General features: G+C 74.0%; 16 protein-coding genes. 12 read left to right on the top strand and 4 right to left on the bottom strand.

Annotation, left to right across the window (positions count from 1 at the left end; all coding sequences use genetic code 11):
• The first annotated feature begins 188 nt into the window (after positions 1 to 188).
• The 5 genes from ABTZ03_RS13225 (at position 189) to ABTZ03_RS13205 (ending at position 5,694) form a co-directional block, all read left to right on the top strand.
• A complete protein-coding gene (locus tag ABTZ03_RS13225; RefSeq protein WP_400921015.1) occupies positions 189 to 1,124 on the top strand; it encodes a dihydrodipicolinate synthase family protein in 936 nt (311 codons plus the stop codon).
• A gap of 73 nt (positions 1,125 to 1,197) precedes the next feature.
• The gene (locus tag ABTZ03_RS13220) at positions 1,198 to 2,202 is read left to right on the top strand and encodes a proline racemase family protein (RefSeq protein ID WP_350513004.1); all 1,005 of its coding nucleotides are present in this window, start codon (positions 1,198 to 1,200) and stop codon (positions 2,200 to 2,202) included.
• 47 nt (positions 2,203 to 2,249) lie between these two features.
• Positions 2,250 to 3,614: an aldehyde dehydrogenase family protein gene (locus tag ABTZ03_RS13215; RefSeq protein WP_350513003.1), complete on the top strand. Its 1,365-nt coding sequence runs from the start codon at positions 2,250 to 2,252 to the stop codon at positions 3,612 to 3,614.
• The gene (locus ABTZ03_RS13210) at positions 3,614 to 4,669 is read left to right on the top strand and encodes a proline racemase family protein (RefSeq protein ID WP_350513002.1); all 1,056 of its coding nucleotides are present in this window, start codon (positions 3,614 to 3,616) and stop codon (positions 4,667 to 4,669) included. The genes ABTZ03_RS13215 and ABTZ03_RS13210 overlap by 1 nt, the downstream gene beginning before the upstream one ends.
• A complete protein-coding gene (locus ABTZ03_RS13205) occupies positions 4,666 to 5,694 on the top strand; it encodes an ornithine cyclodeaminase family protein (RefSeq protein WP_350513001.1) in 1,029 nt (342 codons plus the stop codon). Before ABTZ03_RS13210 ends, ABTZ03_RS13205 begins: the two co-directional genes overlap by 4 nt.
• Here ABTZ03_RS13205 and ABTZ03_RS13200 read toward each other — a convergent pair.
• Entirely contained in the window at positions 5,691 to 6,038 is a 348-nt protein-coding gene (locus ABTZ03_RS13200) for a hypothetical protein (RefSeq protein WP_350513000.1), read from the bottom strand. The genes ABTZ03_RS13205 and ABTZ03_RS13200 overlap by 4 nt on opposite strands.
• A gap of 177 nt (positions 6,039 to 6,215) precedes the next feature.
• Here ABTZ03_RS13200 and ABTZ03_RS13195 point away from each other — a divergent pair, with 177 nt between their 5' ends.
• Both ABTZ03_RS13195 and ABTZ03_RS13190 read left to right on the top strand, forming a co-directional pair.
• Entirely contained in the window at positions 6,216 to 6,926 is a 711-nt protein-coding gene (locus ABTZ03_RS13195) for a GntR family transcriptional regulator (RefSeq protein WP_350512999.1), read from the top strand.
• Between the two features lie 100 nt (positions 6,927 to 7,026).
• On the top strand, positions 7,027 to 7,623 hold the full coding sequence (locus ABTZ03_RS13190) for a Uma2 family endonuclease (RefSeq protein ID WP_350512998.1): 597 nt from the start codon (positions 7,027 to 7,029) through the stop codon (positions 7,621 to 7,623).
• A gap of 1 nt (position 7,624) precedes the next feature.
• Here ABTZ03_RS13190 and ABTZ03_RS13185 read toward each other — a convergent pair whose 3' ends face one another.
• The gene (locus ABTZ03_RS13185; protein ID WP_350512997.1) at positions 7,625 to 8,308 is read right to left on the bottom strand and encodes an ABC transporter ATP-binding protein; all 684 of its coding nucleotides are present in this window, start codon (positions 8,306 to 8,308) and stop codon (positions 7,625 to 7,627) included.
• Positions 8,305 to 9,381 carry an ABC transporter permease gene (locus ABTZ03_RS13180; RefSeq protein WP_350512996.1) on the bottom strand — a complete coding sequence of 359 codons (1,077 nt, stop codon included), beginning with the start codon at positions 9,379 to 9,381 and terminating at the stop codon, positions 8,305 to 8,307. The genes ABTZ03_RS13185 and ABTZ03_RS13180 overlap by 4 nt, the downstream gene beginning before the upstream one ends.
• A 166-nt stretch (positions 9,382 to 9,547) precedes the next feature.
• On the opposite strand from ABTZ03_RS13180, the gene ABTZ03_RS13175 reads away from it, so the two are divergent.
• The 5 genes from ABTZ03_RS13175 (at position 9,548) to ABTZ03_RS13155 (ending at position 13,273) form a co-directional block, all read left to right on the top strand.
• On the top strand, positions 9,548 to 10,753 hold the full coding sequence (locus ABTZ03_RS13175) for a sensor histidine kinase (protein WP_350512995.1): 1,206 nt from the start codon (positions 9,548 to 9,550) through the stop codon (positions 10,751 to 10,753).
• Positions 10,750 to 11,382, top strand: coding sequence for a response regulator (locus tag ABTZ03_RS13170; protein ID WP_350512994.1), 633 nt, complete (start codon positions 10,750 to 10,752; stop codon positions 11,380 to 11,382). Before ABTZ03_RS13175 ends, ABTZ03_RS13170 begins: the two co-directional genes overlap by 4 nt.
• 57 nt (positions 11,383 to 11,439) lie before the next feature.
• On the top strand, positions 11,440 to 12,462 hold the full coding sequence (locus tag ABTZ03_RS13165; RefSeq protein ID WP_350512993.1) for a nitronate monooxygenase: 1,023 nt from the start codon (positions 11,440 to 11,442) through the stop codon (positions 12,460 to 12,462).
• A gap of 113 nt (positions 12,463 to 12,575) precedes the next feature.
• A complete protein-coding gene (locus ABTZ03_RS13160) occupies positions 12,576 to 12,947 on the top strand; it encodes a type II toxin-antitoxin system RelE/ParE family toxin (RefSeq protein ID WP_350512992.1) in 372 nt (123 codons plus the stop codon).
• A 35-nt stretch (positions 12,948 to 12,982) separates the two neighbouring features.
• The gene (locus tag ABTZ03_RS13155) at positions 12,983 to 13,273 is read left to right on the top strand and encodes a helix-turn-helix domain-containing protein (protein ID WP_350512991.1); all 291 of its coding nucleotides are present in this window, start codon (positions 12,983 to 12,985) and stop codon (positions 13,271 to 13,273) included.
• A gap of 18 nt (positions 13,274 to 13,291) precedes the next feature.
• On the opposite strand, the gene ABTZ03_RS13150 is transcribed toward ABTZ03_RS13155, so the two are convergent.
• The gene (locus ABTZ03_RS13150; RefSeq protein ID WP_350512990.1) at positions 13,292 to 14,740 is read right to left on the bottom strand and encodes an aminopeptidase P family protein; all 1,449 of its coding nucleotides are present in this window, start codon (positions 14,738 to 14,740) and stop codon (positions 13,292 to 13,294) included.
• Between the last annotated feature and the right edge of the window lie 87 nt (positions 14,741 to 14,827).

Below are 14,827 nucleotides of genomic sequence, written 5' to 3'. Positions count from 1 at the left end.
TCGCCGATGCTCCGCATGGACTCCCTCCTCCGCCTTGCGATGCACGCACCCCGACGCCGCGCGCTGATCCGACGCGAATTGTCAGACACGCCCTATGCCTCCTCGGGGGCCGGCCCGGTCCGACCCGGGACGGCCCGCCGAACGCGCGGGCCGGGGACTCTTGTCTCCGGCCTGTCTCCTCTAATAAAATGTCACACCTCACCAAGGAGTACACCGTGTCCATCACCCCCCGTGACACCACCCGTCCCTGGCGCGGCATCATGGTCGCCACCACGATCCCGCTGCGCCCGGACCTCTCCGTCGACTACGAGGCCTACGCCGAGCACGTCCGCTGGTTGATCGAGTCCGGCTGTGACGGCGTCGTGCCCAACGGCTCGCTGGGCGAGTACCAGACGCTCACCGCCGAGGAGCGCGCCCGGGTCGTCGAGGTGGCGGTCGAGGCGGCCGGCGACGGTGCCCGGGTCATGCCCGGCGTCGCCGCGTACGGCAGTGCCGAGTCCCGCCGCTGGGCCGAGCAGGCCGCCGAGGCCGGGGCGGGCTCCGTCCTGCTGCTGCCGCCGAACGCCTACCGGGCCGACCACGACTCGGTGCGCGCCCACTACGCGGAGGTCGCCAAGGCGGGCCTGCCGGTCGTCGCGTACAACAACCCGATCGACACCAAGGTCGACCTGGTGCCCGCGCTGCTCGCGCAGCTGCACGGCGAGGGCTCGATCGTGGCGGTCAAGGAGTTCAGCGGGGACGTCCGCCGGGCGTACGAGATCGCCGAGCTGGCCCCCGGGCTGGACCTGCTGATCGGCGCCGACGACGTGCTGCTGGAGCTGGCGATCGCCGGGGCCGTCGGCTGGATCGCGGGCTACCCCAACGCGCTGCCGGAGGCCTCGGTCGCGCTCTACGACGCCGCCGTCTCGCGGGACCTGGAGACCGCGCTGCCGCTGTACAAGTCGCTGCACTCGCTGTTCCGTTGGGACTCCAAGACCGAGTTCGTCCAGGCCATCAAGCTCTCCATGGACATCGCCGGCCGCCCCGGCGGGCCGGTCCGGGCGCCGCGTCAGCCGCTGCTCCCGGAGATCGAGGCGGCCGTCCGTGCGGCCACCGAGAAGGCGCTGGCCGAGGGCCTGGCGTAACCTGCCCCCGTCCGGGCCGGCTGTGCGGGCAGCCGGCCTCAACCAAACGTTCATCAGAGGGAGTTGTGAGGCCATGCGGAGCCGTCACGTGTTCCACGCCGTCGACTCGCACACCGAGGGCATGCCGACCCGGGTGATCACCGGCGGCTTCGGCGTCATCCCCGGGGCCACCATGGCCGAGCGCCGGGTGCACTTCCAGCAGCACCTGGACCACTTCCGCACCCTGCTGATGTACGAGCCGCGCGGGCACGCGGCGATGAGCGGCGCGATCCTGCAGCCGCCGACCCGGCCGGACGCCGACTTCGGGGTGCTCTACATCGAGGTCTCCGGGCTGCTGCCGATGTGCGGGCACGGCACCATCGGGGTCGCCACCGTGCTGGTCGAGACCGGGATGGTGCCGGTGGTCGAGCCGGTCACCACGGTGCGGCTGGACACCCCCGCCGGGCTGGTGGTCGCCGAGGTGCGGGTCGAGGGCGGCGCCGCCAAGGCGGTCACCATCCGCAACGTGGCCTCGTACTCCGTCGCGCTGGACCGCAAGATCGAGGTGCCCGGCTACGGCACGGTCCGCTACGACCTCGCGTACGGCGGCAACTTCTATGCCATCCTGCCGCTCGCCGAGTTCGGGCTCCCCTTCGAGCGCGAGCGCAAGCAGGAGATCCTGGACGCGGGCCTGGCCATGATGGACGCGATCAACGCGGGCCCGGACCGGCCGGTGCACCCGGAGGACCCGTCCATCCACAGCTGCCACCACGTCCAGCTGCTCGCCCCCGGCTCCACCGCCGAGCACTCCCGGCACGCGATGGCCATCCACCCCGGCTGGTTCGACCGCTCGCCCTGCGGCACCGGCACCTCGGCGCGGATGGCGCAGCTGCACGCCCGCGGCGAACTGCCGCTCGGGCGCGACTTCCGCAACGACTCCTTCATCGGGACCACCTTCACCGGGCGGCTGGTCGAGGAGACCGAGGTCGCCGGGCGGCCCGCGGTGGTACCGACCGTCACCGGACGGGCCTGGGTCACCGGCACCGCCCAGTACTTCCTCGACCCGGACGACCCGTTCCCGGCAGGCTTCCTGCTCTGACCCCGCTGTCCAACCTGCTGTGAACTTGCTCTGAAGGGCTGGTAGTTGTGAGCATCACCTCGTACAACCCCGCCGATCCGACCGACCTGGTGGTCGCGGTCGAGGCACCCGGCGCCGAGGCCGTGCGGGCCGCCGTCGGACGGGCCCGGGCCGCCCAGGGCGGCTGGCTCGCGGCCGGGGCGGGGGCCCGGTCGGCGGCGCTGGGGCGGCTCGCGGAGGCGGTCGAGGCGCACGCCGGGGAACTGGCCGCGCTGATCGTGCGCGAGGTCGGCAAGCCGCTCGCCGAGGCGCGCGGCGAGGTCGCCCGGACCGCGGCGATCTGGCGGTACTACGCGCAGGCGCCGTACGCGCCGTCCGGGGCGGTGCACGAGACCGCCGCCGGGCCCGGGCTGCTGCTCACCCGGCGGCGCCCGTACGGGGTGGCCGGGCTGATCGCGCCGTGGAACTTCCCGCTGGCGATCCCCAGTTGGAAGGCCGCGCCGGCGCTGGCGGTCGGAAACACGGTGGTGCTCAAGCCGGCCCCCGAGGCGACCGCGTGCGCGCTGCGGCTGGCGGAGCTGGCCGGAACGGCCGGGCTGCCCGCGGACGTGTTCACGGTGCTGCCCGGCGGGGCCGAGGAGGGCGAGGCGCTGGTCGACGCCGCGGACGTGGTGTCCTTCACCGGTTCGACCGGGGTCGGGCGCGCGGTGGTCCGCGCCGCCACCGGGCGCGGGGTGCCGGTGCAGGCCGAACTCGGCGGCCTGAACGCCGCGTTGGTGCTGCCGGACGCGGACGTGGAGCTGGCCGCCGGGCACATCGCGGCCGCCGTCGCCGGCTATGCCGGGCAGAAGTGCACCGCCACCAGCCGGGTGATCGCGGTCGGTGCGGCGTACCAGCCGCTGCGCGAGGCGCTGGTCAAGGCGCTGGCGTCGGTCGACGACGCGGTGTGCGGGCCGGTGATCAACGCCGCCGCACGGGAGCGGCTGACCGTCGCCGTCGCCTCGGCGGTGGCGGCCGGGGCCGAGCTGCTGACCGGCGGGCGGGTGCCCGAGCGGGACGGCTGGTACCTCGAACCCACCCTGCTCGCCGACGTGCCGGCCGAACACCCGCTGGCCCGTGAGGAGTTCTTCGGACCGGTCGCGGTGCTGCACCGGGCGGCCGACCTGGACGAGGCGATCGCGCTGGCCAACGACACCCCGCACAGCCTCGCCACCTCGGTGCACACCCGCAGCCTGGACGTGGCGCTGGCCGCCGCCGACCGGCTGGACGCGGGCATGATCCGGGTCAACGCCCCCTCCAGCGGCGTCGACTTCCACCTGCCCTTCGGCGGGGCCAAGGGCGCCGGCCACGGCGACCGCGAACAGGGCCAGGCCGCCCTGGACTTCTACACCGTCAGCCGTACCGTCAGCGTGCTGCCGGGCGGGGGCGCGTGATGGGCACCCGCACGGTGGACCTGCTCGACACCGTCGACGCGGTCGACTACCACACGGCCGGCGAGCCGTTCCGGATCGTGCTGGGCGGGCTGCCCCCGATCCCCGGCGACAGCGTCGCCGAACGCCGGGCGATCGTGCTCGGCGCGGGCGGCAGCGCCACCGCGCCCCGGCCCGGTGCGCTGGACACCGTCCGGCAGCTGCTGGTCCGGGAGCCGCGCGGGCACGCCGGGATGTACGGCGGCTTCCTGGTGCCGCCGGACGACGACGAGGCGCACCTGGGCGTGCTGTTCTGGCACAAGGACGGCTACTCGACGGCCTGCGGGCACGGCACCATCGCGCTCGGCGCCTGGGCGGTGGACTCCGGGCTGGTCAAGGCGCCCGCCGACGGCACGGCCCGGGTGCGGATCGACGTGCCCTCCGGGCGGGTCACCGCGCTGGTGCACCGGGCCGGCGGGCGGACCACCGGGGTCACCTTCCGCAACGTGCCCAGCCGGGTCAGCGCCCTGAAGCTGCCGCTGACCACCTCGCGCGGGGTGGTCGAGGTCGCGGTGGCGCACTCCGGTGCGTGCTACGCCTCGGTGCCGGCGGCTGCGCTCGGCCTCGCGGTCGAGCCGGCGCAGCTGCCCGAACTCACCGCTGTGGGGCGGGAGATCAGGGAGCTGCTGGCCGGCACCGAGGCGGTCGTCCACCCCGAGGACGCGCGGCTGTCCGGGGTGTACGGGGTGGTGCTGTACGACGAACTTCCTTCCGCCGACGGTGTGTTGAGCCAGCGGAACGTCACCGTGTTCGCGGACGGGCAGATCGACCGCTCGCCCTGCGGCTCCGGCACCTCCGCCCGGCTCGCGGTGCTCGCGGCCGAGGGGCGGCTCGCCCCGGGGGAGGAGCTGCGGCACGAGTCGATCATCGGCACGGTGTTCACCGGGCGGGTCCTGGCCGGCGGGGACCCGCTGGCGGAGGGCGTGGTGACCGAGGTCAGCGGGACGGCGCACCGCACCGGGGAGCACCGGTTCGTGCTGGAGTCGGGGGACGGGCTGGGGACGGGGTTCCTGCTGTGAGTGCTGCTGTGTCGTCCGGTTCCGTTGCGCCCGGTGTCGTTGCTCCCGGTTCCGACCTGACCGGTACTGACCTGACCGGTACTGATCTGCCCGGTGCGGCGGCTGAGCCGCTCCAGTACGCCGTGCCGGGGGTCGGCGGTGTCGGGCCCGCCGACGCGGTGCGGGCGATCGAGCGGGTGCTGCTGGACGGGTTCGACCCGGAAGCGGCACCCGCCCGGTCGGCCGTACCGGTACCGGCCGGGGAGCTGCTGATGATGCCGGCCGCCGCCGGGCCCTACGCGGGGGTCAAGATCGCCGGGGTGGCGCCGGCCAACCCCGCGCTCGGACTGCCCCGGATCACCGGCAGCTACCTGCTGCTGGACGGACCGACCCTGCAGCCGCTGGCCGTCCTGGACGGCGCGGCCCTCACGGCCCTGCGCACGCCCGCCGTGACGGCGGCGGCGCTCGCGCGGCTTGCGGCGCCGGAGGCCGAGCACCTGGTGGTGTTCGGCTCCGGGCCGCAGGCGTACGGGCACCTGGACGCGCTGCTGGCCGTCCGGCCGCTCCGGCGGGTGACGGTGGTGGCGCGCGACGCCGGTCGGGCGGCCGCACTGGCGGCGTACGGACGCGGGCTCGGGCTCTCGGCGTCCGTGGGCGCGCCGGAGGCCGTCGCCGGGGCTGACCTCGTGGTCTGCTGCACCACCGCGCGCACCCCGCTGTTCGACGGCGCGCTGGTGCCCGGGCACGCGGCCGTCGCGGCGGTCGGCTCGCACGAGCCGGACGCCCGTGAGGTGGACGAGGTGCTGGTCGGGCGGGCCGAGCTGTACGTGGAGGCGCGCGGCGTCGCGGCCCGGGAGGCCGGGGACCTGCTGATGGCGGGCGCGCTGGGGCAGCGGCAGGTGTGGAACCTGGCCGAGCTGGTGCGCGGCGACGCGCTGGTGCCGGACGGGCGGCCGCGGTTCTTCAAGAGCGTCGGGATGGCCTGGGAGGACCTGGCGGTGGCGGCCGAGGTCTACCGGGCGGCGCGGGCCCAGGGGAGGGCCTAGTCACCGAGGAAGGTGAGCCAACTACCGGGGGTGGCCGCACAGTTGGCGAGCAGGTTGCGCAGGTCTCGGACGGCGGCCCGCTGTCGGTCGGTGCGGCAGCGGGCGAGCAGGGCGGTGGCCTCCTCGAAGGCGGCGGCCGCCTCCTGCTCGTTGAGGTGGGTGTCGCCGTACGGGTCGATCCGGCCGAGCCGGTGGTCGGTGGGGCGGGCGTGCTCGGCCAGGGCCTCGGCGAGGGCCGGGCCGTGGTCGGTGGAGAGGTGCAGCACCGCCGGGGCAGGGCGGCGGCCCTCGTTCGGGCGGCGGCCGTCCGGCCGGCCGTCGTGCAGGGCGAGTTCGATGCCCATGTCCGTTGCTCCAGGTGTTGTGGCCAGATCGTGTGCCGTCGGCCGTTGTCAGGGCCGTCGGCCGCTGCCACGATGAGCATCGGCGGGGTTGACGGGGCGTCCGGATCCCGGATTGTTGCGCGCTCAACGTAACGTGACATTGTACGCTGGTGTTCTGCACCCACCCGGAGGAACACCATGGCCGAGCTCAAATCCCGCACCCTGATCTCCGTGCAGGAGCGGCTCCGCGACCAGGTCGCCCACGCCCTCCGGGCGGCCCTCATCTCCGGCGAACTGCGCCCCGGAGTCGTCTACTCCGCGCCCGCGCTCGCCGCCGACTTCGGCGTCTCGGCGACCCCCGTCCGCGAGGCCATGCTCGACCTCGCCCGCGAGGGGCTGGTCGAGGCCGTCCGCAACAAGGGCTTCCGGGTCACCGAGCTCACCGAGCGCGACCTCGACGACTACACCGGGATCCGCGCCCTGATCGAGGTGCCGACCGTCGGGCTGGTCACCCGGACGGCGACCAAGGAGCAGCTGGAGCGGCTGCGCCCGGAGGCCGAGGCGATCGTCGCGGCCGCGCGCAAGCACGACCTGATCGGCTACCTGGAGGCGGACCGGCAGTTCCACCTCGACCTGCTGGGGCTGGCGGGCAACGCCCGGCTGGTGGAGGTGGTCGGCGACCTGCGCAAGCGCTCGCGGCTGTACGGGCTGACCCGGCTGGACGAGCTGGGGCAGCTGGTGTCCTCGGCGGAGGAGCACGTGGAGCTGCTGGACCTGATGCTCACCGGCGACGCGGAGGCGGCCGAGGCCTGCATGACCCGGCACCTCAGCCACGTCCGGTCGCTCTGGGCGGGCCAGGACGAGGCGGCCGAGCCGGAGCGTCCGGCCCTGCGGCTGCGGGCTCGGTAGGGGCTAAACCACCCGTTCGGGTGAAGAGTGGGAAGTGGGGGTCGGAAGGCGCCCGCGTTCTACGATGATGATCTCGACATCGGCAGCCAGGAGGAACTCCATGTCCGCCGCAGCAGTGGAAGAGCCCATGGAACAGCCGACGCTGTTCGAAGCCGCTGAGCTGATCTCTGAGCAGTTCCCCGGCTACCGGGTCGAGATCATCGGGAGCGAGATCGCCGTGACGCCCACCCCGAACATGTCGCATGGCCGATCGGTGAAGAGGTTCGACCGAGTCTTCGAGCAAGCGGGGCTCGACAGCGGCGAGACCGAGATCTGGCAGAACGTCGGCATCCGCCTGCCTGATGGCCCGTTCGACTTCGCGGTGCCCGATCTGGCGATCACTGATGCGGACAGTGACGACAGGGTGTTGGAGTACGGCGCCTACGACCCCGCGATCTTCCGCCTCGTGCTGGAGGTGACGTCCTCCAACCACAGCAATGACCTGAAGAAGAAGCCCGCCGCCTATGCGTCCGCCGGTGTGCCGGTCTACGTCATCGTGGACCGGACGAATCAGCGGGTCATGGTGCTGACCGAGCCGCAGGACGGCGAGTACCAGGTGCACGCCGTCCACCACCCGGGGCAGTCGTTCACACTGCCGGAGTCGATCGGGGCGTCGGTGACGCTTTCGGTGGACGACGTGCTGGCGGCGAAGAAGTAGCTCAGGCCACCGCCGCCGGGAGCGTCAGCCGGCCGTCGTGGACCTCGGCGATCTGGTCGACGGCCGTCAGGTGGGTGCGGTCGTGGGTGACCAGGACGGTGGCCGTGGCCCGGCGGTGGGTGAGGTCGGTGATCAACTCCAGGACGGCGGCGCCGCGTTCGTGGTCGAGGGCGCTGGTGGGCTCGTCGACGAGCAGCACGGTGGGGTCGTTCATCAACGCCCGGGCGATGTTGACCCGTTGGCGCTGGCCGCCGGACAGCTGGTGCGGCCGGCGGGCGGCCTGGTCGCGGAGGCCGACGGCGTCGAGGAGTTCCAGGGCGCGGCCGCGGGCCTCGCGGGGGGAGCGGCCGTCCAGGTGGGCCATCACCTGGAGCTGTTCGGCGGCGGTGAGCGAGGGCAGCAGGTTGGCCTGCTGGAAGACGATGCCGATCCGGTCGCGGCGCAGTGCGGTGAGCTCGGCGCGGCTCAGGCCGGTGGTGTCCGTGCCGTCCACCACGACCCGGCCGGAGTCCGGGGTGATCAGGGTGGCGGCCACCGCCAGCAGGCTGGACTTGCCGGAGCCGGAGGGGCCGACCACGGCGGTGATGGAGCCCTCGGGGACGGTCAGCGAGACCTCGTCCAGGGCGGTGAGCCGGCCGTCGCCGTCCGGGTAGGTGAGGGTGATGCGGTCGAGCACGAGACTCATCGGGCGCTCCCCAGGGCGGTCAGCGGGTCGACGGAGGTGATCCGGCGGATGGACAGGGCCGCGCCGACCGCGCCGAGGGCGATCATGACGACGGCGGGCAGCAGGACGGTCGGGGCGTCCAGGACGAAGGGGACGGCGGAGCCGATCAGCGCGCCGAAGCCGGCGGCGATCGCGGTGCCCACGGCCGTACCGAGCACCAGCAGCAGCACCGCCTGGCCGAGGGCGTCCCGCAGCAGGTAGCGGGTGGAGGCGCCGAGGGCCTTCAGCACGGCGATGTCGCCGCTGCGCTGGATCGTCCAGACGGTGAAGAAGGCACCGATCACCAGGGCGGAGATGGCGAACAGGAAGCCGCGCATCAGCTGCAGCGAGCCGTTCTCGGAGGTGTAGGAGCCGATCGCGGCCAGCGCGTCGTCGCGGGTGCGGGTGACGGTGCCGTGCCGGGCGTCGGCGCCGGCGAGGTCGGCGCCCTTGGCGGTGTGCAGGGCGATGACGGTGGCGTGGCCGGTCCCGCCGGGCGCGAACCGCTGCCAGTCGGTGAGGCTGGTCCAGATCACCGGGGTGTGGCTGTACGCGGCGTCGCCCTCGACGGCGGCGACGTGCAGCGGGTGCCCGGCCATGGTGAAGTCGGCGCCGGCGGTGAGGTTGCCGAGCTTCTCGGCGGCGGTGCGGGAGAGCACGGCCTGGCCGGGGGCGATCCGGTCGCCCTGCGGGGCCAGGTCGGAGCCGTCCGGGACGCCGAAGGCGGACAGCGCGGCGGTGCGGGTGCCCGCGGCGGCCTTGGTGGTGGTGATGCCGAGCGGCTGGGCGGAGGTGACGCCCGGCTCGCGGGACCAGGCCTGCCACTGGTCGGGGGTGAGCTGGGAGTCGGTGAAGCTCAGCTGCTGCCCGTCGGCGGGCCTGGAGAACACCAGGTGGTCCGCGGGCAGGCCGGTGATCGCGGAGATGTTCTGCCGGCCGAGCCCGGCGGTCAGGCCGGACAGCAGGCCGACCAGCACGGTGATCAGCACGATGACGGTTCCCATCAGGGCGAACCGCCCCTTGGCGAACCGGAGATCCCTCCAGGCGACGAACACGGTGGGCCTTCCTGCGGCAGTGGGACCGGTGACGCTGCCAACATTCGCCGAACCGGAGGGTCGCGGGCATCGCGCCGGGGATTGCATCCTGGGCATCGAAGGGCAGAAGCGGAGTTCAACCTTTTGATTGATGCCGCCGTGCGCGGGCGGAACCTAGGCTGGAGGGATGGCGACCGAACGTTCCCGAACCACCCCCGTCGCCCGCGTCCTCCGGCTCTGCCTGCACCTGCTCGTGGCGGGCCTGCTCGTCCTCGCCGTCGCCCGGGCCGCCTTCGTCGACCGGGGCGGCGATCCGGCGGCCGTGGCCGCCGCGGCCTCCGCGATGGCCGCCGTGTACGCCGTCGGGCCGAGGCTGGCCGCCGTGCACCGCTCCCGCCGGGGCGCCGCGCTCTGGCTGGCGCTGCTCGGCGTCACCTGGGCGGGCCTGCTGGTCGCCACCCAGGACGGGGTGTGGCTGGCCTTCCCGCTGTACTTCCTGGAACTGCACCTGCTCGGGCGGCGCGGCGGGCTGACGGCCGTGGCCCTCACCGCGGCCGGGGCGATCGCCGCCTGGTCCTGGCACCAGCACGCCTTCAACCTGGCCGCCTCGATCGGGCCCGCGCTCGGCGCCGCCGTCGCCACCGCCACGGTGCTCGGCTACCAGGCGCTGTACCGGGAGAGCGAGGAACGGCGCGGGCTGATCGACGAGCTGACCGCCGCCCGCGCCGACCTCGCCGCCGCCCACCACGCGGCCGGGGTGCTCGCCGAGCGCGAGCGGCTCGCCCGGGAGATCCACGACACCCTGGCGCAGAGCCTCAGCTCGATCCAACTGCTGCTGCGGGCGGCCCAGCGGGCGCTGCCCGAGCGCACCGAGGCCGCCGCCGGGTACGTCGAGCAGGCCCGGCAGGCCGCCCAGGACAACCTGGACGAGGCCCGGCGGTTCGTCCGGGCGCTCACCCCGCCCGCGCTGGACGGCGATCCGCTGACGGTCGCCCTGGAGCGGCTGTGCGCGACCACCACGGCGCACAGCGGACTGCCCGTCCACCTGCACGTCTCCGGGCACCAGGTGCGGCTGCCGGCCGCACAGGAGGTGGCGCTGCTGCGGATCGCGCAGTCGGCGCTCGGCAACACCGTGCGGCACGCCGCGGCCTCGCGGGCCGAGGTGACACTCAGCTACATGGAGGGCGAGGTGGCGTTGGACGTGTTCGACGACGGGGCCGGGTTCGACCCGGCGGCGGTGGCCGGCCGCACCGGCGGGGACGGCGGCTTCGGACTGCCCTCGATGCGGGCCCGGGCCCGGGCGCTCGGCGGCAGCTTCACCGTGGAGTCCGCGCCCGGCGAGGGCACCGCGCTGGCCGTGCAGCTGCCGATCGCCCCGGAGGCCGGCTCGTGATCCGGCTGCTGATCGCCGACGACCACCCGGTGGTGCGGGCCGGACTGCGGGCGGTGCTGGAGAGCGAGCCGGACTTCGCCATCGTGGCGGAGGCGGCCACCGCGGAGCGGGCCGTCGAGCTGGCGGCCGAACCGGGCGTGGACGTGGACGTGGTGCTGATGGACCTGCAGTTCGGTCCCGGCTCGACGATGAACGGGGCGCAGGCCACCGCGGCGATCACCGCCCGGGCGGGCGCGCCGCGGGTGCTGGTGGTCACCACCTACGACAGCGACGCGGACACCCTGCCCGCGCTGGAGGCGGGCGCCACCGGGTACCTGCTCAAGGACGCGCCGCCGGAGGAACTCGCCCAGGCCGTCCGCTCGGCCGCGGCGGGGCGCAGCGCGCTCGCGCCGAGCGTGGCGGACCGGCTGCTGGAGCGGATGCGGACGCCCGCGGCGGCGCTCAGCGCGCGGGAGACCGAGGTGCTGGGGCTGGTCGCGGACGGGCTGACCAACCAGCAGATCAGCCAGCACCTGCACCTGAGCCAGGCCACCGTGAAGTCCCATCTGGTGCACATCTACACCAAGTTGGGGGTCGACTCGCGCACCGCGGCGGTGCGGGAGGCACGCGGGCGCGGGCTGATCCGCTGAGCCCGCCGGGCGTAGGGTGGGGGCGTTCCGTGCCCGCGGCAGTGTGAGGAGCGCCCGATGACCGTACGCCTCGCCGACCTGGACCTTCCGGTGATCGGTGCCCCGATGGCGGGCGGCGCCTCGACGCCCGCGCTGGTGGCGGCGGTCAACCGGGCCGGCGGGCTGGGGTTCCTGGCCGCCGGCTACCGCAGCGCCACCGGGATGGCCGAACAGATCGCCGAGGTACGGAAGTCGACCGACCGGCCGTACGGCGTGAACCTCTTCGTGCCCGGCCCGCCCGGGGACCCGGCGGCGGTCGCCGCCTACCGGGAGCGGCTGCGGCCCGAGGCCGAGCGGTGGGGGGTGGAGCTGCCGGAGCTGATCGGGCCGGACCGGGACGACTGGGAGGCCAAGCTCGACGTGCTGCTCGCCGACCCGGTGCCGGTGGTCTCGTACACCTTCGGGCTGCCGACGGCCGGGCAGGCCGCCGCGCTGCGGGCGGCGGGCGTTCTCCAGATCGGCACGGTGACCACGCCGGAGGAGGCCCGGGCGGCGCAGGCGGTCGGGATGGACGCCCTGGCCGTGCAAGGCCCGGAGGCCGGCGGGCACCGCTCCACCCACCGGACCACGGACCTGCCGGGCGAGCTGCCGCTGCCCCGACTGCTGGCCGCGGTACGGGCGGTGACCTCGTTGCCGCTGATCGCCGCGGGCGGGCTGGGCGACGGCCCGGCGATCGCGGCGGCGCTGCGGGCCGGGGCGGACGCGGTGCAGCTGGGCACGGCGCTGCTGCGCTCCGACGAGTCCGGCGCCTCGGCCGCCCACCGGGCCGCGCTCACCGAACTGCCGGAGACCGTGGTCACCCGCGCCTTCACCGGCCGCCCGGCCCGCGGCCTGCGCAACGCCTTCATCGACCGCCACGGCCCGTACGCCCCGCCCGCCTACCCCGAGGTCCACCACCTCACCGCCCCGCTGCGCGCTGCCGCCACCCGGCGCGCCGACACCACCGCCATGCACCTCTGGGCGGGCACCGCCCACCACCTGGCCCGCACCGGCCCGGCGGCGGCGATCGTCACGGACCTGTGGCGGAGCGCGCGGGGGTAGTGTGCGGAGGTCGTGCGCCGGGCGCGCGCTGGGCCGTACGTGTTGTCCCTCGCAGGGGTGGATTGGTCGGGAAAGCGCGCGGTAGCCTATAAGGGACAACTTAATCTCGTCGCATGTGGGAGATCACGCTACTGGCGCCGGTTGAGGAGTGGTACTTGCAGATCTGTGAGGACGACCCCAGAACGGCTGAGAACATCCTTGAGGCCTTGGACCTGTTGGCCGACATCGGCCCGACCCTGGGACGGCCTGCGGTGGACCGGATCCACCGCAGCCGCCTGCACAACCTCAAGGAACTCAGGCCGGGCTCCTCGGGGGCCAGCGAAGTGCGCATGCTGTTCGTCTTCGACCAGGAGCGGGAGGCCATCATCCTCGTGGCGGGCGACAAGTCTGGTCGTTGGTCGGAGTGGTACGACGAGTCGATCCCCTTGGCAGAGAAGCGCTATGCGGATTACGTCGAGGAGCAACGGAACGGAGCACGCCGATGAAGGGGCGTAGTTGGACCGAGGTTCGGGCCGAGGTCATGAAGCGGTTTCCCGAGCTGGCGACGCCGGAGGCGGAGGTGAGGCGGGCCCAAGTCCGCCAGGAGACGCTGGCTCAGATCCGGGGGCATGAGCTGGCGGAGCTTCGACGCAAGGCCGGGCTCACCCAGAAGCACGTGGCCGAGTTGCTCGGGGTGAGCCAGGCGCGGGTGTCGCAGATCGAGCACGGGCAGGTGGACAGCCTGGACAACCTGCGGGCGTACGCCGCCGCGATCGGTGGCGAGGTCGAGGTCACCGTGCGGCAGGGGGAGCGGACGATCAAGGTGGCCTGATCGTCCGCCCCGGAGCCTTCACTCCAGGAGGTCGGCCATCCAGGACTCGATGGCGGGGGCCGTGCGGGGGAGGGCGGCGGACATCAGGTGGGCGCCGTCCTCGGTGATGACCAGGTCGTCCTCGATGCGGATGCCGAGGCCGCGGAGTTCGAGGGGGAGGGTCTCGTCGTCGGGCTGGAGGTAGAGGCCCGGTTCTACGGTGAGGACCATGCCGGGTTCCAGGGTGCCGTCGAGGTAGCGGTCGGCGCGGGACTTGGCGCAGTCGTGGTAGTCGAGGCCGAGCATGTGGCCGCTGCCGCAGAGGGTGTAGCGGCGGTAGAGGCCGTTGTCCTCGTCGAGGGCCTGTTCGGCGGGGATGCGCAGGACGCCCCAGTCGGCGAGGCCCTCGGCGATGACGCGCATGGCGGCGCGGTGGAAGTCGCGGAAGCGGGCGCCGGGGCGCAGGGCGGCGATGCCGGCGCTCTGGGCGGCGAGGACGAGGTCGTAGGCCTGGCGCTGGACAGGCGTGAAGGTGCCGCTGAGCGGGAGGGTGCGGGTGATGTCGGCGGCGTAGAGGGTGTCGGTCTCGACGCCGGCGTCCAGCAGGAGCAGGGAGTCGGGGTCGAGGGCGCCGTCGTTGCGGATCCAGTGCAGCACGCAGGCGTGGGCGCCGGAGGCGGCGATGGTGGTGTAGCTGGTGCCGTTGCCCTCGGCGCGGGCGCGCAGGTCGAAGACGCCCTCGATCCAGCGTTCGCCGCGGTGGTGGCGCAGTGCGGTGGGCAGGGCGCGGACGACGTCCTCGAAGCCGGTGACGGTGTGGTCGACGGCGAGTTGCAGCTGTTCGACCTCCCAGGTGTCCTTGACCAGGCGCAACTCGGAGAGCACGGCGGCGAGTTCGGTGTCCTGGGGGAGGGTGCCGCGGCCGGTGGCCCGGTCGACGGCGGGGTCGGTGCCGGCCAGTACCCGGGTGGGCGGCTGCGGTCCGGTGAAGAGCTTGCCGAGGTCGTCGAGGTGTGCGGTGCGGATGCCGGTGAGCTGCGCGGCTTCGGCGAGGTCGGGGCGGCGGCCGACCCAGAACTCGCCGTAGCGGCGGTCGCGGTAGAACTCGCCGCCGCTGCGCGGGGACCGGGGGTGGACGTGGAGCACCGGTTCGTGGCCTTCGGGGCCGGCGGGTTCGAGCACCAGGACGTGGTCGGCCTGGTCCTCGCCGGTGAGTCCGGTGAGCCAGGCGTACGCGCTGTGCGGGCGGAAGCGGTGGTCGAGGTCGTTGCAGCGGACCTTGAGGCGGCCGGCCGGGATGACCAGCCGTTCGCCGGGGAAGGCGGCGGAGAGCCGGGCGCGGCGGCCGGGGAACCGATCGTGACCGGGCACGCGGTCGTCGGCGGGGAGCGGGGTGGCGGCCCAGCTGGTGCCCATGAAGGCCGCCAGGGCGGGGGAGACCGGGAGGTCGTGGCTCCCGGTGTTGAGGCCGGTCTGCGGGTGGGTCACCGGTGAACTCCTAAGCGGTGCGGGGGAGGTGAGGTGCACGGACACAGCTGGGTAACGGACGGCGTCACCCCTTGTGCAGTGCAATTT

Origin of the sequence: Kitasatospora sp. NPDC096077, assembly GCF_040303245.1 — a bacterium.
Taxonomy (GTDB): domain Bacteria; phylum Actinomycetota; class Actinomycetes; order Streptomycetales; family Streptomycetaceae; genus Kitasatospora.
This window is presented reverse-complemented; position numbering and strand designations above follow the sequence as displayed.

Coding starts and splice junctions, on each gene's coding strand:
- ABTZ03_RS13200 (WP_350513000.1), bottom strand. CDS start 6,038: ATGGGCATCGAACTCGCCCTGCACGACGGCCGGCCGGACGGCCGCCGC.
- ABTZ03_RS13225 (WP_400921015.1), top strand. CDS start 189: ATGTCACACCTCACCAAGGAGTACACCGTGTCCATCACCCCCCGTGAC.
- ABTZ03_RS13210 (WP_350513002.1), top strand. CDS start 3,614: ATGGGCACCCGCACGGTGGACCTGCTCGACACCGTCGACGCGGTCGAC.
- ABTZ03_RS13195 (WP_350512999.1), top strand. CDS start 6,216: ATGGCCGAGCTCAAATCCCGCACCCTGATCTCCGTGCAGGAGCGGCTC.
- ABTZ03_RS13185 (WP_350512997.1), bottom strand. CDS start 8,308: ATGAGTCTCGTGCTCGACCGCATCACCCTCACCTACCCGGACGGCGAC.
- ABTZ03_RS13155 (WP_350512991.1), top strand. CDS start 12,983: ATGAAGCGGTTTCCCGAGCTGGCGACGCCGGAGGCGGAGGTGAGGCGG.
- ABTZ03_RS13165 (WP_350512993.1), top strand. CDS start 11,440: ATGACCGTACGCCTCGCCGACCTGGACCTTCCGGTGATCGGTGCCCCG.
- ABTZ03_RS13175 (WP_350512995.1), top strand. CDS start 9,548: ATGGCGACCGAACGTTCCCGAACCACCCCCGTCGCCCGCGTCCTCCGG.
- ABTZ03_RS13160 (WP_350512992.1), top strand. CDS start 12,576: ATGTGGGAGATCACGCTACTGGCGCCGGTTGAGGAGTGGTACTTGCAG.
- ABTZ03_RS13220 (WP_350513004.1), top strand. CDS start 1,198: ATGCGGAGCCGTCACGTGTTCCACGCCGTCGACTCGCACACCGAGGGC.
- ABTZ03_RS13190 (WP_350512998.1), top strand. CDS start 7,027: ATGTCCGCCGCAGCAGTGGAAGAGCCCATGGAACAGCCGACGCTGTTC.